Genomic DNA, 24745 nt, shown 5'->3' with positions numbered 1-24745 from the left:
CAACTCACGCTTTACCCTTGCCCCAAACGTCAGAGGGTGCATAATCAACATTGGTGTCTTTAATATTTAGGCTGATGTATCGTTCCTCTGAGCCTACTTCGGCAGTGATGTATGACCACCACATTGTTTTATCACTTGAATCGGGAAAATTTTTTGAATGGACCTTAAGGTTAGTTTCGGAGTCCGCTTGTTGAATTAGCAGCCGGCCCCCGCTTAGACTATCCCCTGTTACATGCTTCCAAGGTTGATCTTTAGCGGACTGCGTCGCTAGCCAGAATAGATGGGGGCGACCAGAGTGTTCATTTGCGTACAGATAGCCATTGTTAGACATGGACAGGAGTTTTCCGGTGTTGGGGCCACTCCTCACCCATATTCTATAGCGACCTCCGCTGCCAACAGTCTCCCATCGGAAGTAAAGCTGAGCTGCGCTGCTTGCGTTGGTGTTTGCGCACAAATATGCAGTATCCTTATTTTTTGCAACCAAATTGTCGTTTAGATTCGACGAGCTCACTGCTTCCATCGCGTTATATGAAAAGTCAAAATCTACAACATTTGCCGCGCCGTATTTATTAGTAGAACCATCATTGTATGTCAATGTAGCCACGAAAGATTTTTCAATATCCGTACTCATAGTGTTTCTCCATGAAGTTGCTTTGTTAGGAGTGATAACTATTACACGGGAAGGTGGGTGTGTCTGCTGTCAGTTTTGACAGTTTAAGGCGTACTTTGAAGTAAAAATGAAATTGATAGCAGATTTTGTTCTTTGAAGCCCGGGGCAGCATGCTATGCGCGAGTTCAGAAGCGTCGCATATGCAGCGTATTGTACGCATGTTCAACGAAGACGGGGACGCTGCCACAAAAAAGCCCGGCTAACAAACCGGGCTTTTTCACATCAAACAACCGCTATCAAGCGCCGTAAACCGGCAGCTTGGCGCAGATGGCCTGGACCTTCTCGCGAACGGCGTTGATCACCGCTTCGTTGTTCAGGTCGGCCAGGATGTCGCAGATCCAGCCGGCCAGCTCTTTGCACTCTGCTTCCTTGAAGCCGCGAGTGGTCACGGCCGGGGTGCCGAAGCGCAGGCCGGAGGTGACGAACGGGGAGCGTGGATCGTTTGGCACCGAGTTCTTGTTCACGGTGATGAACGCTTTGCCCAGTGCGGCGTCGGCGTCTTTACCGGAGATGTCCTGCTTGATCAGCGACAGCAGGAACAGGTGGTTTTCAGTACCGCCGGACACCACGTCGAAACCACGCTCGATGAACACGCCGGCCATGGCCTTGGCGTTCTTCACGACCTGTTCCTGGTAGGTTTTGAACTCAGGCTGCAGCGCTTCCTTGAAGCAGATCGCCTTGGCCGCGATGACGTGCTCCAGAGGACCGCCCTGACCGCCCGGGAAGACAGCAGAGTTCAGCTTCTTCTCGATCTCGGCATTGGCGCGCGCCAGGATCAGGCCGCCACGAGGGCCGCGCAGGGTTTTGTGGGTGGTGGTGGTGACGACGTCAGCGAAGGGAACAGGGTTCGGGTAAACGCCTGCAGCGACAAGACCGGCTACGTGCGCCATGTCGACGAACAGGTAAGCGCCGACCTTGTCTGCGATGGCGCGGAAACGCGGGAAGTCGAGGATCTGCGAGTAGGCCGAGAAACCGGCAACGATCATCTTTGGTTTGTGCTCAACAGCCAGACGCTCGACTTCGTCGTAGTCGATCAGGCCGTTGCCGTCGATGCCGTACTGAACGGCGTTGTACAGCTTGCCCGAGGAAGAAACGCTGGCGCCGTGGGTAAGGTGACCGCCGTGTGCCAGGCTCATGCCCAGGATGGTGTCGCCAGCATTGAGCAGCGCCAGGTACACCGCGCTGTTGGCCTGGGAACCCGCGTGTGGCTGGACGTTGGCGTAATCGGCGCCGAACAGTTGCTTGGCGCGGTCGATGGCCAGTTGCTCGACGATGTCGACGTATTCGCAGCCGCCGTAGTAACGCTTGCCGGGGTAGCCTTCAGCGTACTTGTTGGTGAGGACCGAGCCCTGGGCTTCCATGACGGCCGGGCTGGTGTAGTTCTCCGAGGCGATCAGCTCGATGTGATCTTCCTGACGCTTGGCTTCCTGTTCCATGGCGGCGTACAGGTCGGAGTCGTACTTGGCGATGGTCAAATTGCGGCTGAACATGGCGGTCCTCGAGGATCGGGCAGTAGAAAAGGGGGGCATTCTAACCCATCGGGTTTTATCTGGCATATGAAAGCGGGTCATGTGCGGGACAAGTGGTTTTCATCCAGGCTGACGCAGCGTCTGTAGGAGCGTGGCTTGTCCCGCGATGTGCCGGGAACCGGCACTGGATCCGTGACCCTCGTTGGAGCTGAGACACCGAATTTGCCGGGGTGACGACGGGTGCCCCGCCGATCGCGGGACAAGCCACGCTCCTACAGGACCGGTGCTCCTTCAATCCAGCATGAACAGCGCATCGTTGCTGAACTGCGCCTCGAACCGCGTCGCCGGCATGGGACGCCCGAACAGATAGCCCTGCACTTCGTCGCAGCCGTGTTCGCGCAAAAACTCCAGCTGCTCGTGGGTTTCCACGCCTTCGGCGATCACTGACAGATTGAGGCTGTGAGCCATGGCGATGATCGCCCGGGCGATTTGCGCGTCCTGTTCGCCGGACGGCAGGCCATCAACGAAGGTGCGGTCGATCTTCAGCACGTCGATGGGGAACTGCTTGAGGTAATTCAGCGACGAGTAGCCGGTGCCGAAGTCATCGACCGCAATGCTCAGGCCCAGTCGCTTGAGCCCGGCCAGAATTTGCATGGCTTCGCTCACCTCACGCATCAGGATGCTTTCGGTCAGTTCCAGCTCGAGGCAGGCGGGCGGCAGACCGATTTCCTGAAGGATGCCGGCAATGCGCGTGCCCAGCTGACCGTCCGAAAACTGCCGTGCGGAAATGTTCACCGACACCTTGGGCACGCGAACCCGCGCCAGGTGCCACTCGCGCAACTGGCGGCAGGCCTCCTTGAGCACCCACTCGCCGACTTCGACCACCAGCCCGAGCTCTTCGAGCACCGGGATGAATTCCACTGGCGGTACCAAACCGCGGCGCGGGTGACGCCAGCGCAGCAGCGCTTCGGCGCCGGTCAGACGCTTGCCGTCGCCACTGAACTGCGGCTGGTAATACAGCGTGAACTCGCCCTGCTCCAGGGCATGGCGCAGGTCGCTCTCCAGCTCCAGACGCTCAAGGGCACTGGCGTTCATGTCGGCTTGGTAAAACTGAAAGTTGTTCTTGCCGCGTTCCTTGGCGTGGTACATCGCCGTGTCGGCGTTCTTCATCAGCTGACTCAGTTCGTTACCGTCCTGAGGGCTGAGCGCGACGCCGATACTGGCCGTGACGAAAAACTCGCGCCCTTCCAGCACGAAGGGTTTCACCAGACTGGCAAGAATCTGTTCGGCCACATGAATCGCACGGTTCAGCGCCGCCTGTTGAGTGGGGCGAGGTTGCAGCAGCAGCGTGAACTCATCGCCGCCCATGCGTGCTACGGTGTCGTCCTCGTCGACGCATCCGAGCAGGCGCAAAGCCATTTCCTTGAGCATCCGGTCGCCGGCAGCATGGCCCAACGAATCGTTGATCGGCTTGAAGCGATCGAGGTCGAGGAACATCAACACCACCCACGTTTGCTGACGTTCGGCGTGCAGCAACGCGCTGTGCAGGCGATCCTGAAACAGCGTGCGGTTGGGCAGATGGGTCAGTGCGTCGTAATAAGCCAGCCGATGAATACGCTGCTCGCTGGCCTTGCGCTCGCTGATGTCGCTGAAGAAGCACACGTAGCTGGCCAGATCGCCTTCATCGTCGAGCACCGCAGTAATTCCGACCCACGCCGGGTAGTGCTCGCCGTCGCGCCGTTTGAGCCACAGCTCACCCTCCCAGCTACCGCGCTGGCTCAGCTGTTTGAGGATGTAGCCCAAGTGCGCTGCGTGCTGGTTCTCGACGGTCAGCATCATCGGCATCTGATCCAGCACTTGCGACACGGCGTAGCCACTGACCCGGGTGAAGGCGTCGTTGGCCTGCACGATGTAGCCCGCAGGGTCGGTGATCAGAATCGCCGAGGTCGAGTGCTCGAATACCGTGGCTGCCATCCGCAGGTCTTTTTCAGCGCGCCGCTGCTGACTGACATCACGTCCCACACCGAGAACGCCTTCGAAGGTCCCGGATTCATCCCACACCAGAACCAGACGCAGTTCCACGGGAATCTTGCGACCATCAGCGCGCATGCAATCGAACAGGAACAATTGAGTGGTGACCTCGCTGCGCAGGTCTGCCAGGGTCTCGGGCTTTTTCAACGCCTTACTGATCCGCTGCAGCAGCCCATTGAAGCCGCTGAGCTGCTGAGGGTTGGCGATGATCGCTTTCCAGCCGTTCTGCAGGATCCACTCGGCGGTGTAACCCAGCACGGTGTGGACAGAAGGGCTGATGTAGTTGGCCCGCAATAATGGGTCGGTGGAGAAGATGACGTCGCTGATGCTCTCCGCCAGCATGCGGTAACGCTGTTCGCTCTCGCGCAGGGACTGACTGGCCTCCACTTGCTCGGTGATGTCTTTGGCGACGCCCACAATGCGCCGCACCTGACCGTCGTCATCCGCCGCCAGCGCCTGTTCGCGGATGTCGAGCAAGCGCCAGCCGTCATGCCGGTCACGAAAGCGCAGCTGACGATGAATCGTCTCGCCGCTGCAAGGCTCGCCATGGGTCCTGCGTAACTGCTCGTAGGCGCTGAGATCATCCGGGTGCAGCAAGAGCTCCCAGAAGTATTCGCCCATCTCCTCCAGCTCGGGCCGGCTGTAACCCAGCGTCTGGCCCAAGTGGTGGTTGCTGTAGATCATTCTGCGCGTGACCACATCCTGTACGTACAAATGGTCGGGAACGGTTCGCACCACATCCGACCAGAACCGCTCCCGCTCCTGCAGCGACAACTCGGCCTGCTTGCGGTTAGTAAAATCACTGATGCTGAGGATGACGGCGTTGAAGTCTTCGGGCTGCTCGGGCAAACGCATGACCAGCCAGAGATGCTGGTCACTGCCCTGAGCGCCGGGTAGCAGGATTTCCAGCTCCAGTTGACGTTGCCCGTCGAGGACGGCCTGAAGGATCTGCAGACCGATGCCGTTTTTGAGGCGGGGGCAACCTTCGATGAGCTGTTGCCAGACATGCTGGGCCGACTCTGCGTGCAACAGTTGAGCGGCGACCTGATTGACTTCGGTGATGCGCAACTGCTGAAGCAGATCGCTGATTTGCTCAGGCTGGCGGGTCAGGCGCGCGTTCAGGTCTTCGCCACTGTTCACGTGCAGATGCTTCAGACAGGCCGGCAGACCTGAGAGGTCCAGCACACAGAGCGCGACGCCAGAGCCTTCAAAAATGTCTTTGTAGCGGCGACGGCTTTGATGCAACTGGAGTTGGCGGCGGCGCAGGCTGCGCAACGCGAACAACGGGATGATTGAACAGAGCAGGGCGAGCAGGCATTTGCCGATCAGCGGGAGCAGAAGGGTCTGGCGAGCTTTCTGCGGGTCGAACAGGCCACGCAGTTGCCAGTCGCTGTGGGACAGCGGCTGCAAAAGGACGGTCTGCAGCTCACTGTCAGCGGACTCATCGGCGTCAGGCAGGCTTTTGTAAAGGGGGCGGTGACTGCTGATATCTTCCAGCCGCCAAGCGGGCTGGAAATCCAAGTCGCTCTGGTGGGACAGGGATTTCAGCATGTCGGGCTTGAGCCGTAGCGCCCAGTAGCGCTCATTGCCGGTGCCGGTGCCCGGCTGCCGGATGAACAGGTAGAGCGTCGAGGCGCTCGAGTCGTTGGCATAAAAGTATGGGTGACCCTGGACGACCGAATGCATCTGGGTCAAAAAGCCGACGTCACGGGTATCGCCGTCGCTGTCAACCGTGACATTCCCGTCGCTGTCGAGCCAGACCAGGCTTTTCAGCGCCGGCATGGACTGACGCAGACTGGCCAGCACTGACACTGATTCGTCTGCAGATTGCGAAGCGTCGTGCGCCTCGTCGAGCACGTTCAGTGCCACCTGCGCGTTGAGGGCCATGTTCAGCCCCAACCGGTCGGCGAGCTGCACGCTGTAATCGATGCTGCGCTTGTGCTGACGCTCCTGAGACTGCTGGAACTGCTCGATCATCTGCCATAACAACAGCATCAACATCATCAGGACCAGGACCGCGAGCGCACCTCTGAGTACGCCTCTGAAAGGCACATTCGTTGCGCTATCGGATGGGCGCAGGGGTGAGATGGGTGTCGGTTTGAACAAACTGTGATCCTGACTACTGGACTGAATCAGCATGTGCGATACGCACTATAAGCCCGGTGCGCAAAAGGCGGCTAGCATGCCACCGAGCTGTGGCAAAGTGCCAGCGCTATTGGGCCGGACGGTTTGCCCTGCTGCGTGCATTCGGGTAGCTTTGCGCCACGCGCGACGCGCCGGTTTCTGCACGGCGTGCTTGCATGCTTCAAAAGACTGCAAGCATTGCTCCAGCTTCAATACCGGTGCTCGGAAGTTTGTCCCCGCCGCGCCGCTTCGGCCTGATCAATTCAAGGCCCGGAATCGCGCTACGGCAAGCTGCGGCGCGAAGATAAACGCATTTTTTGCGACGCAGCACCAAGCTCGCTCCTTTATTCACCGTCTCATTCCAGGTTTTCATTCCATGGCTCAATACGTCTTTACCATGCATCGGCTGAGCAAAGTTGTTCCGCCGAAGCGGGAAATCCTGAAAAACATCTCCCTCTCGTTTTTCCCCGGCGCCAAGATCGGCGTCCTCGGCCTCAACGGTTCGGGTAAATCCACGCTGCTGAAAATCATGGCCGGTGTCGACACCGAGTTTGATGGTGAAGCGCGCCCGATGCCCGAGCTGAACATCGGCTATCTGCCCCAAGAGCCGCAGCTCGACCCGACCAAGACCGTACGGGAAGTGGTCGAGGAAGCGGTCAGCGTGATCAAGGACGCTCAAGCGCGCCTGGACGAAGTCTATGCCGCCTACGCGGAGCCGGACGCTGATTTCGACAAGCTGGCGGCCGAGCAGGCCAAGCTGGAGTCCATCCTGCAAGCCAGCGACGGCCACAACCTGGAGCGCCAGCTGGAAGTCGCCGCCGATGCGCTGCGTCTGCCGGCCTGGGATGCCAAGGTCGAACACCTCTCTGGTGGTGAGAAACGTCGCGTCGCGCTGTGCCGCCTGTTGCTGTCCGCCCCGGACATGCTGCTGCTCGACGAACCGACCAACCACCTGGACGCCGACTCTGTCGCCTGGCTCGAGCATTTCCTGCACGATTTCCCGGGCACCGTCGTGGCGATCACCCACGACCGGTACTTCCTCGACAACGTCGCCGGCTGGATTCTGGAACTCGACCGCGGTGCGGGCATTCCGTACGAAGGCAACTACTCCGGCTGGCTTGAAGCCAAGTCCGATCGTCTGGCGGCCGAATCGAAGCAGCAGTCGGCCCATGAAAAGGCCATGAAAGAAGAACTCGAGTGGGTCCGTAAAGGCGCCAAGGCGCGCCAGTCGAAATCCAAGGCCCGCCTGCAGCGCTTCGAAGAGCTCCAGTCCCAGGAATTCCAGAAGCGCAGCGAAACCAACGAGATCTACATCCCGGCTGGTCCGCGCCTGGGCGACAAGGTCATCGAGTTCAAGAACGTCACCAAGGGCTATGGCGATCGCGTGCTGATCGACAACCTGTCGTTCTCCATGCCTAAAGGCGCCATCGTCGGCGTGATCGGCGGTAACGGTGCCGGTAAGTCAACGCTGTTCCGCATGCTGATGGGCAAGGAGCAACCGGATTCCGGCTCCATCGAAGTCGGCGAAACCGTGCAGCTGGCATGCGTCGATCAAAGCCGCGACGACCTGGACGGCAGCAAAACCGTGTTCGCGCAGATTTCCGACGGCTCCGATCAGATCAAGATCGGCAACTACGAAATCCCGTCGCGCACCTATGTCGGCCGTTTCAACTTCAAAGGCGGTGATCAGCAGAAGTTCGTGAAGGACCTGTCTGGCGGTGAGCGCGGTCGTCTGCACCTGGCGCTGACGTTGAAGGAGGGCGGCAACGTCCTGCTCCTCGACGAACCGTCAAACGACCTCGACGTTGAAACCCTGCGTTCCCTCGAAGAAGCCCTGCTGGACTTCCCGGGTGCTGCCATTGTGATCTCTCACGATCGGTGGTTCCTTGACCGCGTTGCAACTCACATCCTCGCGTACGAAGATGACTCGCAAGCTGTGTTCTTCGAAGGCAACTACACCGAGTACGAAGCCGATCGCAAGAAACGCCTCGGCGACGCAGCCGCTCAGCCGCACCGCGTGCGTCACAAAAAACTGGCCTGATTCGGGTTGGTGTCATAAAAAAACGGAGCCTTCGGGCTCCGTTTTTTTGTCTGGCCTATTGCCGGTCAATTGAGTCAGTCGCCGGCCTCAATCCGCATGACCTCGATGACTGCATCGCCAACCGGCCGCTGCCAAGTGACTTCGTCACCGACACTGGCGCCGAGCAACGCCTTGCCCAGCGGCGACGCCCAATTGATCAACTGACTGCCAGCATCGGCCTGATCCTCTCCGACCAGTTGCACGCGCTGCTCGACACTGTCCTCGTCGGCAAAGGTCACCCAACTGCCAATCTGAACCTTGTCCTCTGACGCGCTGCTGACCACTTGGGCGCTCTGCAGGCGCTGGTTGAAATAACGCAGGTCGCGTTCGATTTCGGCCATGCGCTGTTTGTCGGCGTCATCACCTTGGGCGTTCTGTTCGCTGTATTGCGCTTGCAGCTGCTCAACCTGAACGTGCAATTGATCAAAGCCGCGCTGGGTGACGTAGTTGATCTGGGCGCTGATCTGCCGTTCAACCGGCGGGTCGATTTGCGCGGCGGCGTTGTCTTCGTTGACGAAGGCGCGACTCATGGCGGGCTCCTGTTCATGGCTTGATCACATTGGGCCATAGTGAGTCCCCGATAGTTTCACGCGCTGTCCGCCGCGGCAGGCTTTCAATGAGAGCGGTAGGCTTTGGCGGCGTCCTGAGTTCGCTGACGGTCCCAATCGCGGTCCCGGTCATTCCAGATGCTGTCGCGGCCCTGATCCTGGACATTGCTGTTGGCAAGTTGCGCCTGGCACTGGCGGAATCCGTCCGACCAGCCTTGCGCATACAGCGTGTCACGCAAATAGCGCGGCACGTCCTTTTTGAATTGCCCTTTCATGAGATCGATGGATTGCCGCCCGCTCCCGCAGCCATCCTGAAAACCGTCAGCGAATGCCGGTGGGTAACCTTCGGCCACTAACTGGTCGTGGGTAGACTGACATCCGGCGATGACTACAACGCACCACAGCACAGCCCATCGCGCATTCATTTTGATTTCCTCACTGCTTGAGAGAAGTTTAGAAGCGCTTCTGTGAGTTATTGGTAAAAACGCTGTAGGAAATCCATTAACCGATGCCCGGTCACGCGCATTAAGTTCCGCCTTCTTTGCTTGGCGACGATAGCTTGAAAAACGTCCGGTAATTTTCCTCTGAGCGGGCCGTGCAGATTCAAGGTTGTTAAACTGTCGCGCTGCGCAAAACCGTTTAGGAAGATTGATGAACCTCAGAACGATTCTGATCCTCGGCGCACTCAGCGCTTTTGGCCCGTTGGCCATCGACTTTTACCTGCCAGGTTTCCCCGCCATCGCGTTGGCGTTCGGCACCGACGAGAAACACGTTCAGCTGACCCTGGCCTCTTATTTCCTCGGCCTGAGCATCGGCCAGCTTGCCTATGGCCCGATCGCCGATCGTTTCGGCCGTCGGATCCCGCTGTTGTTTGGCGTCGGCTTGTTCACCCTCGCATCCCTGGCGTGCGCCCTGGCGCCTTCACTGGAGTGGCTGATTGCTGCCCGCTTCGTACAAGCGTTGGGCGGATGTGCCGGCATGGTGCTGTCGCGGGCGATCGTCAGCGACAAATGCTCACCCGTCGACTCGGCCAAGGTGTTCTCGCAATTGATGCTGGTCATGGGCCTGGCGCCGATTCTGGCCCCCATGCTGGGCGGGTTGTTGGTCAACGTCGTGGGTTGGCAGGCCATCTTCCTGACCTTGACGGGATTCAGCGCACTCACCGCAGTGGCGGTATTCAGGGGCTTGCCGGAAAGCATGCCGGCCGGCCACCCGCGACTGCCGCTCTCGGGCGCGCTGGGTTCTTACTGGAACCTGCTGGGCGACCGGATCTTTCTGGGCCACGCGCTCACCGGCGGCATCGCGATGGCCGGGATGTTCTCCTACATTGCTGGCTCGCCTTTCGTTTTCATCAAGCTCTACGGCGTCCCGGCGGAACACTACGGCTGGTTGTTCGGCATCAACGCTGCCGGCTTCATCCTCATCGCCCAGGTGAACGCCCGACTCGTTGGCCGCTATGGTCCGGCGTGGTTGCTGTCGCGGACTGTCTGGATCTATCTCGCTGCCGCTCTCGTGCTGCTGACCATCGCCTCCCTGCACACCGAAAAGCTGTGGCCGCTGCTGATCCCGCTGTTCATCTATATCGCCAGCCTGGGCTGCATCATCCCTAACGCTTCAGCGTGCGCGATGAGCGGGCAGGGCAAACGCGCGGGCAGCGCGTCGGCCTTGTTGGGGTGTTTGCAATTCAGTGTCGCAGCGGGCGCTGCGGCACTGGTTGGCGTACTGCATGACGGAACAGCCGTGCCGATGGCGACCGTCATTACCTTGTGTGGTGTGCTGGCTGTGACGCTTGCCATGATCACTCGCCGGTCGCAGCAGAAGCGAGACGCGCAGACTCCCCACACGGATGTGCGTATTTAACCGACGTCGGCAACGTTAACGCGTTGCCGATTTTCACCGGGTTTAATGTGTGCCTGTACAAGCATGTTCAGCCTGTTGAAAAAGAGTGGGTTACATGAGGTTGTTTACTACTTTCGAATTGGAAACTTCTTACAGGGAATCAAAACTCTTAACGGAGTCGCGTGATTTATCCAGAGAAGTTCACTTCTGATATCCCCCGTCAGCAGATTATTTTCTTGAAGGGCTCAGGAGTTTCCGTTGTAGGCAATCGCCCTGGCGCTAAATTCGCGAACTGCCGTCATTCCCGCAAATGCCCGACCTTTAAGGGGGGAGGGCGGCTATCCAGCTGAGTCTGTCCATAAAATGATATGCCGGATTATGCTGAACATTCGCCAAAACGGCCCACAAACAAAGGGCAAGCCCATGGACAAGTTGATCCGCCGATCGGCTGCAGGTCTTATACTAAGCGCCGTCATGGATCCGATTTAATTCTCATTTTTCTAACTGTATTGCGATGGCGCAGCTGTCTGTATGGCCTGCAAGTTCAAGCGATCAGAGTTCGTATGAGGTGATTTAAATCAAGGTTCGTTTTCGCCTTAAACACCGATGATGGTCCACCACAGCAGCGGCCCGGCGCTTTCGACTGATTACGCCCGTGATCCCGCGCCAATGCACGCCTCGACCTGCGCACCGGCGCCGGTCCGCTTAGATAATGTTCAACAGGGAGTGAAGACATGGAATATGTACCTTGCATCAGCCAGATCGCTGCGTTGCTCGCCGACCCCAAACGCAGTGCGATCGTGTGGGCATTAATGGACGGAACATCGCGGGCGGCCAATGAAGTAGCTTCGCTGGTGGGTCTTTCCACTTCCTCCGCCGGTGCGCATCTGGCGCGCCTTGCCGCCGGGGGATTGCTGCGCCACGAAGTGCGTGCCCGCAAGCGCTACTTCAGGCTCGCTGCCCCGGAAGTCCGCACCGCCGTCCAGGCGCTGGTCAGTGCATCAATGGTCAGCGCGGATCTGATCAGCCGCAGCATGGCGCAACCGTTGCCACCACTGCCGCTTTGTCGCGCCAGTGTCTGCGCGGATCACCTGGGTGGCGAAATGGGGGCCGAGCTGTATTTGAGGATGCTGGGAGCGGGCTGGATCGAACAATCCGAGCACCGTCTCGAAGTCACCAGTGTCGGTATTTCCCGCTTTGCCGAACGGGGGATTTTTATTCCCGCGCTGGCCCACAGACGACGCGAAGCCGTGTGTGCCTGTGTTGACTGCCATGAAAGCAGGCCGCACCTGGGCGGCGCCTTGGGGGCAGGGCTGTTGCAGTTGTTCATGCAGCTGGGTTGGCTGCGGACGACGGAAGAGGCCTCTACGTTGCAGGTCTCTTCCAATGGGCAGCGAGAAATCAGCAAGATCGCTTCGGCGGCGTGACGCCCTCGGAGGAAGCGCGGCGTGTGGCGCAGAACGTCCACACGCTTTTGCTCATCAAAGGAGGTGACTGATCAGGGCTTGATCAGGCGGGCGTCGAGGCTGTTTTGCGCCAGGCGCTTGGCCTGATCCTGGGTCATGCCCAGATGGGTGTGCAGCGCGTGGAAGTTCTCGGTCACGTAGCCCCCGAAGTACGCCGGATCATCGGAGTTGACGGTCACTTTCACGCCGCGCTCGAGCATGTCCAGAATGTTGTGCTGACCCATGTGATCGAAAACGCAGAGCTTGGTGTTGGACAACGGGCAGACCGTCAGGGGGATTTGCTCATCGATGATGCGCTGCATCAGGCGCTCGTCTTCGATGGCGCGCACGCCGTGATCGATACGCTGGATCTTCAGCAAATCCAGTGCTTCCCAGATGTACTCCGGCGGACCTTCTTCACCGGCGTGGGCAACAGTCAGGAAGCCTTCACCGCGAGCGCGATCAAAGACGCGCTTGAACTTGCTCGGCGGATGGCCCATTTCCGAGCTGTCCAGGCCGACGGCGACGAAGGTATCGCGATAGGGCAGGGCCATATCGAGGGTTTTCTGCGCTTCGTCTTCGCTCAAATGGCGCAGGAAGCTGAGGATCAGGCCACTGCCGATGCCGAGTTTTTCCTTGCCGTCTTTCAAGGCGCCGGCAATGCCGTTAAGCACGACTTCAAAGGGAATGCCGCGATCGGTGTGGGTCTGAGGATCGAAGAACGGTTCGGTGTGAATGACGTTCTGCGCCTTGCAGCGCTCCAGGTAGGCCCAGGTCAGGTCGTAGAAATCCTGCTCGGTGCGCAGCACGTCGGCGCCGCGGTAATACAGGTCGAGAAACTCCTGCAGATTATTGAAGGCATAGGCCTTGCGCAGGGTTTCGACGTCTGCCCAGGGCAGGGCGATCTTGTTGCGCTCAGCCAGAGCGAACAACAGTTCCGGCTCCAGCGAGCCCTCCAGATGCAGGTGCAGTTCTGCCTTGGGCAGGGCGTTCAACCAGTCGTACATGGGCGTTGTCTCTTAAGGTGCAATGGCGGGCATTCTACAGAGTCAGGCGCGTGGGCTGAATAAAACCTGACCGGACGGTTCACACGGTACTTTGGCTTGCATCGCCAACGGTTCAGGCAATGATACGTCGCATTTGCCGGCGTTTCTCGGCGACTGCCGGTCCTGAACACCGTCAGATTGAAGGCAATTTGATGGGGCGGCGCGACGATGTGTCGCGACCCGCTGCTAACCTGTCTTGAAACCTTTGTTTACATCCACACTCTCAAGCGCTTCAGTAAACTTCACTTCATGGATGTGCGGCCAGGGTCGCAAGGGGCTAAAAGGCAGCGATGGGCACGATTCTAAAGCAGGAAAAGTTTCTTCTACTGGCGGTCATTGCGACCTTTTTCGCGTACTTCTACGAACATCAGTTGCTCAGCAATGGGCACACCATCGCGCTGATCGCGGGCATCGCCCTGGTGGGATTCATCATATGCGCCTCGCTGCGCGTGGCTCACCATGCCGAGTTGCTGGCGGAAAAGGTGGGTGATCCCTACGGCACGATGATCCTGACCTTGTCGGCGGTGCTGGTTGAGGTCGTGATTCTGGCGATCATGATGAGTAACGAACCTTCACCCACGCTGGTGCGGGACACCATCTACTCGGCCGTAATGCTCGACATCAACGGGATTCTGGGTCTGGCCGCGTTGATGGGCGGGCTCAAGCACGGCGAACAGTCTTACAACGATGACTCCGCGCGGTCTTACAGCGTGATGATTCTGACGGCCATGGCGGTGTCGATGGTGGTGCCGGAATTCATTCCCGAAGGGAAGTGGAAGCTTTACTCGGCCTTCACCATCGGCGCAATGATTCTGCTTTATGCGCTGTTCCTGCGTATGCAGGTTGGGCCGCACAGTTACTTCTTCAGCTACAACTACCCGGACAAGAAGCGCCGCAAAGGTGAGGCCGAAGAAGCGCACGAGCCAGTCAACCTGACGCGTTCGATCGCCACGCTGGTTTTCGGCGTGGTGGTGATTGGCGCGTTGGCCGAGGTCATGTCGAAAACCGTCGATCTGGGTCTGGAAGGCAGCGGCGCGCCGCCTGTCATGACGGCGATTCTGGTGGCGGCGATCTCGGCAGCGCCGGAAATCCTGACCGCCTTGCGAGCCGCGCTGGCCAACCGCATGCAGTCAGTGGTCAACATTGCGCTGGGGGCCTCGCTGTCGACGGTGATCCTGACCGTTCCGGTCATGGAAGGCATGGCGCTCTACAGCGGTCAGGCGTTCCAGATGGCGATGACGCCGGTGCAGACAGTGATGATCTTCGTCACCTTGCTGGTCTGCGCCATCAACCTCAACGACGGCGAAACCAACGCCATCGAAGGCATGACGCATTTTGTGCTGTTTGCCACCTTCATCATGCTGTCTTTGATGGGGCTGTAGACCGGTTTCGGCTTGAGGGCAGCAGTGGGGAGTCAGCAGTTTCACTTCCCCACCGCTGCGGCAACGCATCACCCTCTGATCAATTCCGCAGCGGCCTGCCGATGGTCTGCGACCAATCCCTTCAGATCCAGCCCTTCTACCTCACCGTCAATCACTCGCCATTTGCCGCCGATCATCACCCGATCTGCGCGATCAGCCCCGCACAGCAACAGCGCCGAGAGCGGATCGTGGCTGCCAGAGAAGCGCAACTCGTCCAGCTTGAACAGCGCCAGATCAGCCTGTTTGCCCACGGCCAACTCGCCAATGTCCTGCCGGCCCAACAATTGCGCCGAGCCCTTGGTCGCCCAGCCCAATGCCAGTTCCGGCGTGATCTTTTCTGCCCCGTAACGCAACCGCTGCAGGTAAAGCGCCTGCTTGGCTTCCAGCATCATGTTCGAGGCGTCGTTTGACGCAGATCCATCGACGCCCAGACCGATTGTCGCGCCCGCCGCAAGCAGGTCCAGCGTGGGGCAGATGCCTGATGCAAGGCGCATGTTCGAACTCGGGCAATGACAGACCCCGGTGCCCGCCTGGCCGAGGCGCGTGATCTCTTCACTGTTGAAGTGAATCCCGTGCGCCAGCCAGGTACGAGGGCCAAGCCACCCGACGCTGTCCAGGTAGTCCACTGTGCGCAGGCCGAAGCGCTGCAGGCAGAAATCCTCTTCATCCAGGGTTTCGGCCAGATGCGTGTGCAGGCGCACGTCGTGCTTCTCCGCCAGCGCCGCGCTTTCAACCATGATCTCGGTTGTGACGGAAAACGGCGAACACGGTGCTAACGCAATCTGGACTTGCGCGCCGTCACCCCGCTCGTGGTAGGTCTCGATCAACCGCACGCTGTCATCGAGAATCACCTGGCCCTGCTGGACGGTTTGTTGGGGTGGCAGGCCTCCGTCTGCCTCGCCCAGGGTCATCGAACCCCGCGTCAGCATCGCGCGCATCCCCAGTTCGCGGACGCTTTCTACCTGGACATCGATGGCGTCTTCCAGACCCTGCGGAAACAAATAATGGTGGTCGGCGGCGGTGGTGCAGCCCGACAGCAGCAACTCGGTCAGGGCGACCTTGCTGGCCAGTGCGAGCTTTTCCGGCGTTAATCGCGCCCACACCGGGTACAGGGTTTTCAGCCAGGGGAATAACGGCTGATTGACCACCGGGCCCCAGGCGCGAGTCAGCGTTTGATAAAAGTGGTGGTGAGTGTTGATCAGGCCGGGCAGCAGCACATGCTCCCGTGCATCGAATACGTGATCGCAAGGCTGTGCAGGCTGTTGCCCGAGCGGGAGCATCTCAGCGATAACCCCGCCTTCGACCACCAGGCCGCCGCGAGCATCGAGTTCATTGGCCGTGAAAACGGCGAGGGGGTTTTTCAACCAGGTACGGATCGCGGGCATTGGCCGGCTCCTCTGAAAGTGGGTTCAGGTCGCCAGCTCAGTGTTGCCCTGTCTGCTGATCCAGGGTCGCCGCAGCATCGAACGTGCTGCGAGGCGAGGGCGGATTCTAGAATGGTGTGGCGGGCGCGGGCAAGTCACGTCAGCTCATGCTGCCGCGACTTGCATCGCAATCACCAGGGAATCGTCTCACCCTTATAGTTCACGAAGTGATGACCGCCTTTCCCTGCAAACCGCTCAAGCTGCTCGACAATCCCACGCACGCTGGTCTCGACGTCGATATCCGCGCCTTCGCCACCCATCGCCGTACGGACCCAGCCCGGGTGCATCGATACCACGGTGGGCTTGTTATCGGCCAATTGCGTCACGAACGTGTGGGTCATTGAGTTCAGCGCGGCTTTGCTTGCTTTGTACAGCGCCATCTCTGGCGCGTCCGGCATGATGACGCTGCCGAGCACCGAGCTCATGAACGCAATCACGCCGGTCTCGGGACGGATCTGGTCGACGAAGCGTTTGGCGAGGCGGATGGGCGCGACGGCGTTGGTGAGAAACAGCTGACCCAGTTCGCCGGCAGTGGCGTCGGTGGGGTTGGGATGCATCGGACCCATCACGCCGGCGTTGACGAACAGCAGGTCATACGTCTGGCCCTTGAGGTTATGAGTCAGCACTTCGAGGGAAGACGGCTCGTCGATGTCCAGTGTCTGCAACTGAACATTCGGCAGTGCCTTGATCTCGTCGGCCTTTTGAGCGTCGCGGACGGTGGCAGTGACTTCCCAGCCCAGTTCCGTCAGACGTTTCACCAGTCCGAGGCCGAGGCCGCGTGACGCTCCGATGATCAGGGCTGTTTTAGGGGTGGACATTGAAATGACTCCTTTACAGGCAAACAAAAAATTTAGCTCAATCCATGGACAGCACGGCGCGACGGGAATTTTGTTTCTTGAAGCGCCGTGTTGCCGCGAGGCGCCCACGTTAGCGCCAGAGGATGACAGAGGCTTGCGACACATGTGAGTGGACGTTTCCCACGGGAAGCTCAGGGGCAGGATGGCGCACGCTCGTGCCTGCTGGCGGTATGTCTGTATAAAAAATATCCAATTCCGCCAATGCGTGCTGTACCCGGCCGTCGGCGAAGGCTTGCACGGGTTATCCACAGTTTGCTCCACAGGTAATGTGAGCAACTGTGGAGTAGCGATACAGTCCGCTCGAATCGGGGGTTGCATCGGCATAACTGGCGTTAACATCCTGTTTTACGACAGGTTTTACTCACAGGGCACTGTTTTGGCTAAAAAGTGATCAAGCTGCGCAAAGCCTTATGGGTCGTGGCCTACGGCGATATGTGCTCAGCTTGTCCACAGCCGGATGCACAGTAGATGTGGGCAAATGCCACTGGCGATTACAGCCGTCGCGTTTCCTTGTAGGACGGCTTTAGCCGGGAGGGCGTCGATATGTCTGCGGATCGATTACTGCGGCGGCTGCAAGACAATCCGCCCGCGACTGATGTCGGACAACTGGCGTTGAAGGGTTTCGATCTGCTCGGGCCCCAGGGCGATTGAGAGCGTGACGCCGTTTGCGTTGAAGCGCTCATCCTCCACAAGCCCGTTGAGTTCAGCCACTCGCAGCTTTATCAGCACCAGTTCACTGAAGCTGCAATCGAATTGCAACGACACTCGGTTGATCAACGGCACCCGATCAGCCTGCTGCAGGCATTTATTGGCGCCTCCACCGTAGGCCCTCGCGAGCCCGCCGGTGCCCAGTTGAATCCCGCCGTACCAGCGGATGACCAGCACTACGACCTGATCGAAATCCTGAGCATCAATGGCCGCGAGTATCGGCCGCCCAGCCGTGCCGCCCGGTTCTCCATCGTCGTTGCTGCGGTACTGCGCGCCCAGCTTCCAGGCCCAGCAATTGTGCGTGGCGTCGAGATCACTGTGCTCCTCGATGAACGCTTGAGCATCGGCAGCCGTGTCGATGGGGGCGGCGAGGGTAATGAATCGGCTCTTGCGAATCTCTTCGCGAAACTCGCAGGGGCCGGTGAGCGTAAAAGGCATTGTAGTTCCAGACTGCGCTTGGGTTTTCAGGGTTATAAAGCAGGCGTGAGTCCGCAGCCTTTGAGGATAATGCGGATCAAGTTATCCCCAGCGGCCTCCATGTCTTGCTTGGTCAGCTTCGAACGGCCGGTGACCTGGCAAATCTGCGTGGCGAAGTCAGCGTAATGCTGAGTGCTGCCCCACAGCAGGAAAATCAGATGCACCGGATCGACCGGATCCATCTTCCCGTCGTCGATCCAGGCCTGGAAAACGGCGGCACGCCCCTGGAACCATTCGCGGTAGTCTTGGCTGAAATACTGGCTCAGGCACTCGCCGCCACTGATGATCTCCATCGCGAATATGCGCGAAGCTTGTGGCTGGCGTCGTGAGAACTCCATCTTGGCGCGTATGTAGTGCGTCAGCGCCTGTGCCGGATCGTCGTCTGCGCTCAAGTTGTTAAAGGTACTGTCCCACAACTCGATGATGTTGCTCAGCACCGCGATATACAGACCCAGCTTGTTGGTGAAGTAATAGTGCAAGTTGGCTTTGGGCAAACCGGCATTCTGCGCGATGGTGTTCATGCTGGTGCCCTTGAAGCCATGCCGAGCGAACTCGTCCTCGGCAGCCTTGAGGATCGCTTCTTCGTTCTTCTGCCGAATGCGGCTGGCCGGTTTGGTGGCGCTGGGGCTGTGAGCGGGGACTTCGAGGGTCATGTGCGGTTCCAGACGGATCATTTGGGTGCGACGCGGTGAACACATAGCGCACCCGCGATCATCCGACAAGCGTGACCTTGTAAATCAGTGCTCAAAGGATTCCGTTGCCTGGTTGTTGGCTTCGCTCGAGGTCTTGGCCTCCGGAAGTAACAGGCACATCACGATGGCCGTCAGACCGCCGCTGGTGATTGCCGAGTCAAACAGGCTCTGCACCCATTGCGGCAAATGATGCAGCAGCGTCGGCTGCGCCGCGATACCCAGCCCTACACCGAACGAGGTGGCGATGATCAACATGCTGCGGCGATCCAGCGGCGCTTGAGCAAGGATCCGGACGCCCGCCGCCGCGACGCTGCCGAACATCACCAATGTTGCGCCGCCAAGCACCGGTTTCGGAATCTGCTGAAGAATCGCACCGATCACCGGAAACAGTCCAAGCAGAAAAAGGATCGCTCCTATATAGAGGCCGACATAGCGGCTGGCCACGCCGGTGAGCTGAATCACCCCGTTATTCTGCGCAAAGGTGGTATTCGGGAATGCGCTGAAAGTCGCCGCGATCATGCAACTGACACCGTCGCCCAATACACCGCCCTTCAGTCGGGCAATGTAGCTTTGGCCCTTGATGGGTTCGCGGGAGAGCATGCAGTTGGCGGTGAGGTCGCCGACGGTTTCGATACTGCTGATCAGATAAATAAGCGCCACCGGTAGGAACGCGGCCCAGTCGAAGCTGAATCCGAACCGAAAGGGCACGGGAATGCTGACCAGCGCAACATCGGCGATGGAGTGAGGTAAGAGCTTGCCGCTGAACCGCGCTGCAATGCTGCCGACCGCGAGCCCGATAATAATGGCGGACAGCCGCAACCAGGGCGCGCTTGAACGGTTGAGCACGACGATCACTGCCAGCACAAAAACGCCAAGGGCCAGATTCACCGGCTCGCCGAAGTCCGGAGCGTTGAAGCCGCCTCCCAGATCAGTCACGCCGACCTTGATCAGACTGACGCCGATCAGCGTGATGACGATACCGGTGACCAGCGGTGTGATCACCCGACGCAATTGGCCGATGAAACGGCTCAGCACAATCTGCACGACGGCGCCGAAGAAACATACCCCGAACACCATGGCCATGATGTCTTCCGGGCTGCCACCGCGCTGCTTGACCATGAAACCTGCCGACAGCACCGCACCGAGAAATGCGAAGCTGGTGCCTTGCAGGCAAATCATGCCGGCGCCGATACCGAACGGTCGGCGCGCCTGAATGAACGTGCCCACCCCCGAGACCATCAGCGCCATGCTGATCAGATACGGCATGTAAGCACCAAGCCCGAGTGCCGATCCGATAATCAGTGGTGGCGTGATAATGCCCACGAATGCGGCGAGGACATGCTGGATTGCAGCCAGGACCGCGGGTCCGGGGTGCGGCCGGTCGTTGAGGCCATAGATGAGGTCGTTATTGTCTGGCGCTTCAGGCTGCATGCTGGCTCTCGATGTTTGTGTGGGGCTTCGACATCCAGCGTTACTGCAAAAACCTGTCCAATTGATCAATTACCTGTTCACCGATTCGCTGTACATGCCCGTGTCTCAAGGGCTGGACGAATATGGCAGCCGGTTGACGGCGTGTTATTGAGGCGCCGACGTACTGAGCCGGCTTCATCGTGTGGCAGCCAGACTCTCCAGAAAACTTTCCAGCACCAAATGGGGGCGGCGGCCTTTGCGTGTGACGGTCACAAGGCTGAGGTCGTAAAACCGCGCTTTGGGCTTCAGCGCACGCAGCCGACCTTGTTGCACCCAAAGGCTGGCGTAGTGGTCGGGTAGATAACCGATGTAACGCCCGGTCAGAATCAGAAACGCCATGCCTTCCCGATCCGACGCGCTCGCGGTGCACTTCAGCGCCTGATAGTGGGCCTGGATTTCACTCGGCAGACGAAACGTCGGCGCAATGGTTTCCTGTGCGGACAGTCGATCGTCGTCAAGCAGCGCATCGTCTACGTAAAACAAGGGATGCCCGACCGCGCAATACAGCAGCGAACGTTCGCTATACAGCGGCTGATATTCCAGGCCTGACAAGGCGCTGGCCTGGGGTACGACGCCAACATGCAAGCTGCCGTCGAGCACCCCTTGCTCGACTTCGTTGGGCGCGATCATGCGGATATTGATGTGCACGTCCGGGCCACGTTCTTTCAGCTGAGAAAGCGCGTGGGTAATGCGCATGTGGGGGAGTGTGACCAGATTGTCCGTTAGCCCGATGTTCAATTCGCCGCGCAGATGTCGGTGAAGACCGTTCACCTCCGTACGAAAACTCTCAAGTGCGCTCAATAGCTGCAGTGATGACTGATAAACCTCTCGGCCTTCCTCCGTCAGGGAAAACCCGGCACGGCCTCGTTGGCAAAGGCGTAATCCCAGGCGCTGTTCGAGATCACTCATCTGCTGACTGATGGCAGATCGACCAATACCCAGCGCGCTTTCCGCTGCCGAGAAGCCGCCGGACTCTACTACGCTGCGAAAGATGCGCAGCAGACGGATGTCAAAATCGCTGACTTGCGCCAGCGGGTCGTTGCGGCGGGTGCTCATAGTTTAGTGGCCGGTGAACTGAGGATCGCAAAAGCAGGGTTTTCCAGACTTTATGCCCGTGACACTTTAGCTGCAACCGGCTTGCACCTGCCCGCACTTCAATGGGGAAGTCAGGCCCCCACGACCAGTGAGGTTAATTCCGATGAATATGCCCGAATCGTCCGACATGTCTCTGGCGAGCCAACTCAAACTTGACGCCCACTGGATGCCCTACACGGCGAACCGAAACTTCCATCGCGATCCACGTCTGATCGTCGCCGCCGAGGGGAGCTATCTCACGGACGACAAAGGCCGCAAAATTTATGACGGTCTGTCGGGGCTGTGGACCTGTGGGGCAGGGCACACCCGCAAGGAGATTCAGGAAGCGGTTTCCCGGCAGCTAGGTACGCTGGACTACTCGCCGGGATTCCAATTCGGACACCCGCTGTCCTTCCAGCTGGCTGAAAAGATCACCGATCTGACACCCGGCAAGCTGAATCACGTCTTCTATACCGACTCCGGATCGGAGTGCGCTGACACTGCCGTCAAGATGGTGCGCGCTTACTGGCGCTTGAAAGGCCAGGCGACCAAAACCAAGATGATCGGCCGTGCCCGTGGCTATCACGGCGTGAACATCGCGGGCACCAGCCTGGGTGGCGTCAACGGCAACCGCAAGATGTTCGGGCAATTGATGGACGTCGATCATCTGCCTCATACACTGCTTGCCAGCAACGCCTATTCACGTGGCATGCCGGAGCAGGGCGGCGTTGCGCTGGCGGATGAGATGCTCAAGCTGATCGAGCTGCACGACGCTTCGAACATTGCAGCGGTGATCGTTGAGCCCATGACGGGCTCTGCGGGCGTGATTGTTCCGCCGCAGGGGTATCTCAAGCGTCTGCGTGAAATCTGTGATCAGCACAATATTCTGCTGATTTTCGACGAGGTGATTACTGGCTTCGGGCGCACCGGTTCGATGTTCGGCGCCGACAGCTTCGGCGTGACGCCGGACTTGATGTGTATCGCCAAGCAGATCACCAACGGTGCGATCCCCATGGGAGCAGTCATTGCGAGCACCGAGATCTACCAGACATTCATGAACCAGCCGACGCCCGAGTACGCCGTAGAGTTTCCCCATGGCTATACCTATTCAGCTCATCCGGTTGCCTGCGCTGCCGGGCTTGCCGCCCTGGAGATCATTCAGCGCGAGAGCCTGGTGCAGCAAGTAGCCGAAACCGCACCCCATTTCGAAAACTCGTTGCACGGCCTCAAGGGCAGCAAAAACGTCGTCGACATCCGTAACTATGGGCTTGCAGGCGCTATTCAGATTGCACCGCGCGACGGCGATGCCATTGTGCGTCCCTTCGAGACCGCGATGAAGCTGTGGAAGGCCGGTTTCTACGTGCGCTTCGGCGGTGACACCCTGCAATTTGGCCCGACTTTCAACAGCAAGCCGGACGACCTCGACCGCATGTTTGACGCAGTTGGTCAGGCCCTGAATCAAATCGACTGATCCCCTTTGCAGGCTCACAGGCGCCACTTCGGTAGCGCCTGCGGGCTGATATTTTCCGGAGTTATGCATGAGCACCATTCAACACCTGATACATGGCGAGCTGATCAGCGAAAACGGCCGCAGCGCCGATGTGTTCAACCCGTCGACTGGCCAGGCCATTCGCACGGTGCCACTCGCCAGTCGCGAAACCGTGCAACAGGCGATCGACTCGGCCAAAGCGGCCTTCCCTGCATGGCGCAACACCCCTCCTGCCAAACGCGCGCAGGTGATGTTCCGCTTCAAGCAGCTGTTGGAACAGAACGAGGAACGTATTGCCCGACTTATCAGCGAAGAGCACGGCAAGACCCTCGAAGACGCGGCGGGAGAACTCAAACGCGGTATCGAGAATGTCGAATACGCGAGTGCGGCGCCTGAGATCCTCAAGGGCGAGTACAGCCGCAACGTCGGCCCGAACATTGATGCATGGTCTGACTTTCAGCCGCTTGGCGTAGTGGCGGGCATCACTCCGTTCAACTTCCCCGCGATGGTTCCGCTTTGGATGTACCCGTTGGCGATCGCCTGCGGCAACTGTTTCATCCTCAAACCGTCCGAGCGCGATCCGAGCTCAACGTTGCTGATCGCTGAGTTGCTGCATGAGGCCGGATTGCCGAAGGGTGTACTCAATGTCGTGCACGGCGACAAGGTGGCGGTTGATGCGCTGATCGAAGCCCCTGAAGTCAAAGCGCTGAGCTTTGTGGGGTCTACACCGATTGCCGAGTACATCTATAAAGAAGCCACCGCACGCGGCAAGCGGGTTCAAGCACTGGGCGGCGCGAAGAACCACGCCGTGCTGATGCCCGACGCAGACCTGGATAACGCCGTGAGCGCTTTGATGGGCGCGGCCTATGGCTCGTGCGGAGAGCGCTGCATGGCGATTTCGGTTGCAGTGTGCGTGGGTGACCAGGTAGCCGACGCATTGGTTGCCAAGCTAGTGCCGCAAATCAATGGATTGAAGATCGGCGCCGGGACTTCCAACGGCCTTGATATGGGCCCCCTGGTCACGGGGCAGCATCGTGACAAGGTCAGCAGCTATATAGAAGACGGCGTGGGTGCAGGTGCGAAGCTTGTGGTAGATGGTCGTGGGCTCACGGTCCCCGGACATGAAGATGGATTCTTTCTGGGTGGCTGCCTGTTCGACCATGTCACGGCCGAGATGCGTATCTATAAAGAAGAGATATTCGGGCCGGTGCTGTGCATTGTGCGTGTGAACAGTCTTGAACATGCGATGCAGTTGATTAACGACCATGAATACGGCAATGGCACCTGCATTTTCACTCGCGATGGTGAGGCGGCCCGCTTGTTCTGCGATGAGATCGAGGTGGGTATGGTTGGGGTGAACGTTCCGCTGCCTGTGCCTGTCGCTTATCACAGCTTTGGTGGATGGAAACGTTCACTGTTTGGTGACTTGCATGCCTATGGCCCGGATGGCGTTCGTTTCTATACCCGCCGCAAAGCCATCACACAGCGGTGGCCGCAGCGCGCCAGTCACGAGGCATCGCAGTTCGCATTCCCTAGTCTTTAAAGCTTTGGGTGGGCAAGTCCCCAAACTTGGCCACCCCGTCAGCTATTTTTGATCGATATGACAGTTTCATTAAATTAGGGGTTGACGCCCCCCTGGATCTGTCTATAATTCGCCCCACTTCCGGCGCAGACGAAACGGAAAACTCCTTGATAATCAAGGAGTTGGACGAAGTAAGTAGCGAGGAATGCTTCGGTTCAGATGCTTGAATCAACAGCGGTGAAAAAGGCAGTTGACAGCAGATTGTAACGCTGTAGAATTCGCCTCCCGCTGACGTGAGATGCCAAGTCGAACGAAGCGCAAGTGGTTGAAGTTGATCAGGAAACTTTGAAAACTTCTTA

General features: G+C 58.9%; 19 protein-coding genes and 1 pseudogene. 6 read left to right on the top strand and 14 right to left on the bottom strand.

The features are described 5' to 3' along the window. Positions 1 to 4: 4 nt before the first annotated feature. The 4 genes from IFT99_RS13720 to IFT99_RS13705 all read right to left on the bottom strand — a co-directional run bounded on the left by IFT99_RS13720 (position 5) and on the right by IFT99_RS13705 (position 6667). On the bottom strand, positions 5 to 631 hold the full coding sequence (locus IFT99_RS13720; RefSeq protein WP_192132881.1) for a hypothetical protein: 627 nt from the start codon (positions 629 to 631) through the stop codon (positions 5 to 7). 275 nt (positions 632 to 906) lie between these two features. Beyond that, positions 907 to 2160 carry a serine hydroxymethyltransferase gene (glyA, locus tag IFT99_RS13715; RefSeq protein WP_192132879.1) on the bottom strand — a complete coding sequence of 418 codons (1254 nt, stop codon included), beginning with the start codon at positions 2158 to 2160 and terminating at the stop codon, positions 907 to 909. A gap of 270 nt (positions 2161 to 2430) precedes the next feature. Further along, on the bottom strand, positions 2431 to 6258 hold the full coding sequence (locus tag IFT99_RS13710) for a sensor domain-containing protein (protein ID WP_446731131.1): 3828 nt from the start codon (positions 6256 to 6258) through the stop codon (positions 2431 to 2433). Between the two features lie 217 nt (positions 6259 to 6475). After that, on the bottom strand, positions 6476 to 6667 hold the full coding sequence (locus IFT99_RS13705) for a hypothetical protein (RefSeq protein WP_192132875.1): 192 nt from the start codon (positions 6665 to 6667) through the stop codon (positions 6476 to 6478). Positions 6668 to 6670: 3 nt separating this feature from the next. Between IFT99_RS13705 and ettA the strand changes: the two genes are divergently transcribed. Continuing rightward, positions 6671 to 8335 (top strand): energy-dependent translational throttle protein EttA, encoded by a 1665-nt coding sequence (gene ettA / locus IFT99_RS13700; RefSeq protein WP_065987538.1) that lies wholly within the window; start codon positions 6671 to 6673, stop codon positions 8333 to 8335. 74 nt (positions 8336 to 8409) lie between these two features. Here the strand turns inward: ettA and IFT99_RS13695 are convergent, their stop codons facing one another. Both IFT99_RS13695 and IFT99_RS13690 read right to left on the bottom strand, forming a co-directional pair. Beyond that, positions 8410 to 8904, bottom strand: coding sequence for a GreA/GreB family elongation factor (locus IFT99_RS13695; RefSeq protein ID WP_192132873.1), 495 nt, complete (start codon positions 8902 to 8904; stop codon positions 8410 to 8412). An 83-nt stretch (positions 8905 to 8987) separates the two neighbouring features. Then, complete coding sequence (locus tag IFT99_RS13690; RefSeq protein WP_192132871.1) at positions 8988 to 9347, bottom strand: hypothetical protein; 360 nt, start codon at positions 9345 to 9347, stop codon at positions 8988 to 8990. 226 nt (positions 9348 to 9573) lie between these two features. Between IFT99_RS13690 and IFT99_RS13685 the strand changes: the two genes are divergently transcribed. After that, positions 9574 to 10782 carry a multidrug effflux MFS transporter gene (locus tag IFT99_RS13685; RefSeq protein ID WP_065987536.1) on the top strand — a complete coding sequence of 403 codons (1209 nt, stop codon included), beginning with the start codon at positions 9574 to 9576 and terminating at the stop codon, positions 10780 to 10782. A gap of 713 nt (positions 10783 to 11495) precedes the next feature. Next, positions 11496 to 12188, top strand: a complete 693-nt coding sequence (locus IFT99_RS13680; protein ID WP_065987535.1) for an ArsR/SmtB family transcription factor — start codon at positions 11496 to 11498, stop codon at positions 12186 to 12188. Between the two features lie 71 nt (positions 12189 to 12259). Here IFT99_RS13680 and IFT99_RS13675 read toward each other — a convergent pair whose 3' ends face one another. Next, positions 12260 to 13213, bottom strand: a complete 954-nt coding sequence (locus IFT99_RS13675) for an adenosine deaminase (RefSeq protein ID WP_065987534.1) — start codon at positions 13211 to 13213, stop codon at positions 12260 to 12262. A 329-nt stretch (positions 13214 to 13542) separates the two neighbouring features. Here IFT99_RS13675 and IFT99_RS13670 point away from each other — a divergent pair, with 329 nt between their 5' ends. After that, entirely contained in the window at positions 13543 to 14634 is a 1092-nt protein-coding gene (locus IFT99_RS13670; RefSeq protein WP_192132869.1) for a calcium:proton antiporter, read from the top strand. Between the two features lie 68 nt (positions 14635 to 14702). Here the strand turns inward: IFT99_RS13670 and IFT99_RS13665 are convergent, their stop codons facing one another. The 6 genes from IFT99_RS13665 to IFT99_RS13640 form a co-directional block, all read right to left on the bottom strand. Beyond that, a complete protein-coding gene (locus IFT99_RS13665) occupies positions 14703 to 16058 on the bottom strand; it encodes an 8-oxoguanine deaminase (RefSeq protein ID WP_192132867.1) in 1356 nt (451 codons plus the stop codon). Positions 16059 to 16228: 170 nt separating this feature from the next. Continuing rightward, entirely contained in the window at positions 16229 to 16915 is a 687-nt protein-coding gene (locus IFT99_RS13660; RefSeq protein ID WP_192132865.1) for an SDR family oxidoreductase, read from the bottom strand. Positions 16916 to 17512: 597 nt separating this feature from the next. Next, on the bottom strand, positions 17513 to 18100 hold the full coding sequence (locus IFT99_RS13655; RefSeq protein ID WP_192132863.1) for an IMPACT family protein: 588 nt from the start codon (positions 18098 to 18100) through the stop codon (positions 17513 to 17515). A 32-nt stretch (positions 18101 to 18132) separates the two neighbouring features. Continuing rightward, positions 18133 to 18792 carry a TetR/AcrR family transcriptional regulator gene (locus tag IFT99_RS13650; RefSeq protein WP_192132861.1) on the bottom strand — a complete coding sequence of 220 codons (660 nt, stop codon included), beginning with the start codon at positions 18790 to 18792 and terminating at the stop codon, positions 18133 to 18135. Positions 18793 to 18876: 84 nt separating this feature from the next. After that, positions 18877 to 20262 (bottom strand): uracil-xanthine permease family protein, encoded by a 1386-nt coding sequence (locus IFT99_RS13645; protein ID WP_192132859.1) that lies wholly within the window; start codon positions 20260 to 20262, stop codon positions 18877 to 18879. A 174-nt stretch (positions 20263 to 20436) separates the two neighbouring features. After that, complete coding sequence (locus IFT99_RS13640) at positions 20437 to 21357, bottom strand: LysR family transcriptional regulator (RefSeq protein ID WP_065987527.1); 921 nt, start codon at positions 21355 to 21357, stop codon at positions 20437 to 20439. A gap of 142 nt (positions 21358 to 21499) precedes the next feature. Here IFT99_RS13640 and IFT99_RS13635 point away from each other — a divergent pair, with 142 nt between their 5' ends. Together IFT99_RS13635 and IFT99_RS13630 are read left to right on the top strand one after the other, a co-directional pair. Beyond that, positions 21500 to 22846: an aspartate aminotransferase family protein gene (locus tag IFT99_RS13635; protein ID WP_192132857.1), complete on the top strand. Its 1347-nt coding sequence runs from the start codon at positions 21500 to 21502 to the stop codon at positions 22844 to 22846. A 67-nt stretch (positions 22847 to 22913) separates the two neighbouring features. Next, positions 22914 to 24407, top strand: a complete 1494-nt coding sequence (locus tag IFT99_RS13630) for a CoA-acylating methylmalonate-semialdehyde dehydrogenase (RefSeq protein WP_192132855.1) — start codon at positions 22914 to 22916, stop codon at positions 24405 to 24407. Here IFT99_RS13630 and IFT99_RS26095 read toward each other — a convergent pair. Further along, positions 24397 to 24745, bottom strand: a pseudogene (locus IFT99_RS26095) (hypothetical protein); the annotation flags it as partial. The gene IFT99_RS13630 and the pseudogene IFT99_RS26095 sit on opposite strands and share 11 nt — an antisense overlap.

This window comes from Pseudomonas sp. CFBP 8772 (assembly GCF_014841665.1).
GTDB classification, from domain to species: domain Bacteria; phylum Pseudomonadota; class Gammaproteobacteria; order Pseudomonadales; family Pseudomonadaceae; genus Aquipseudomonas; species Aquipseudomonas graminis_B.
The sequence above is the reverse complement of the archived record's forward strand: the minus strand, read 5'-3'. Positions and strand labels throughout refer to the sequence as shown.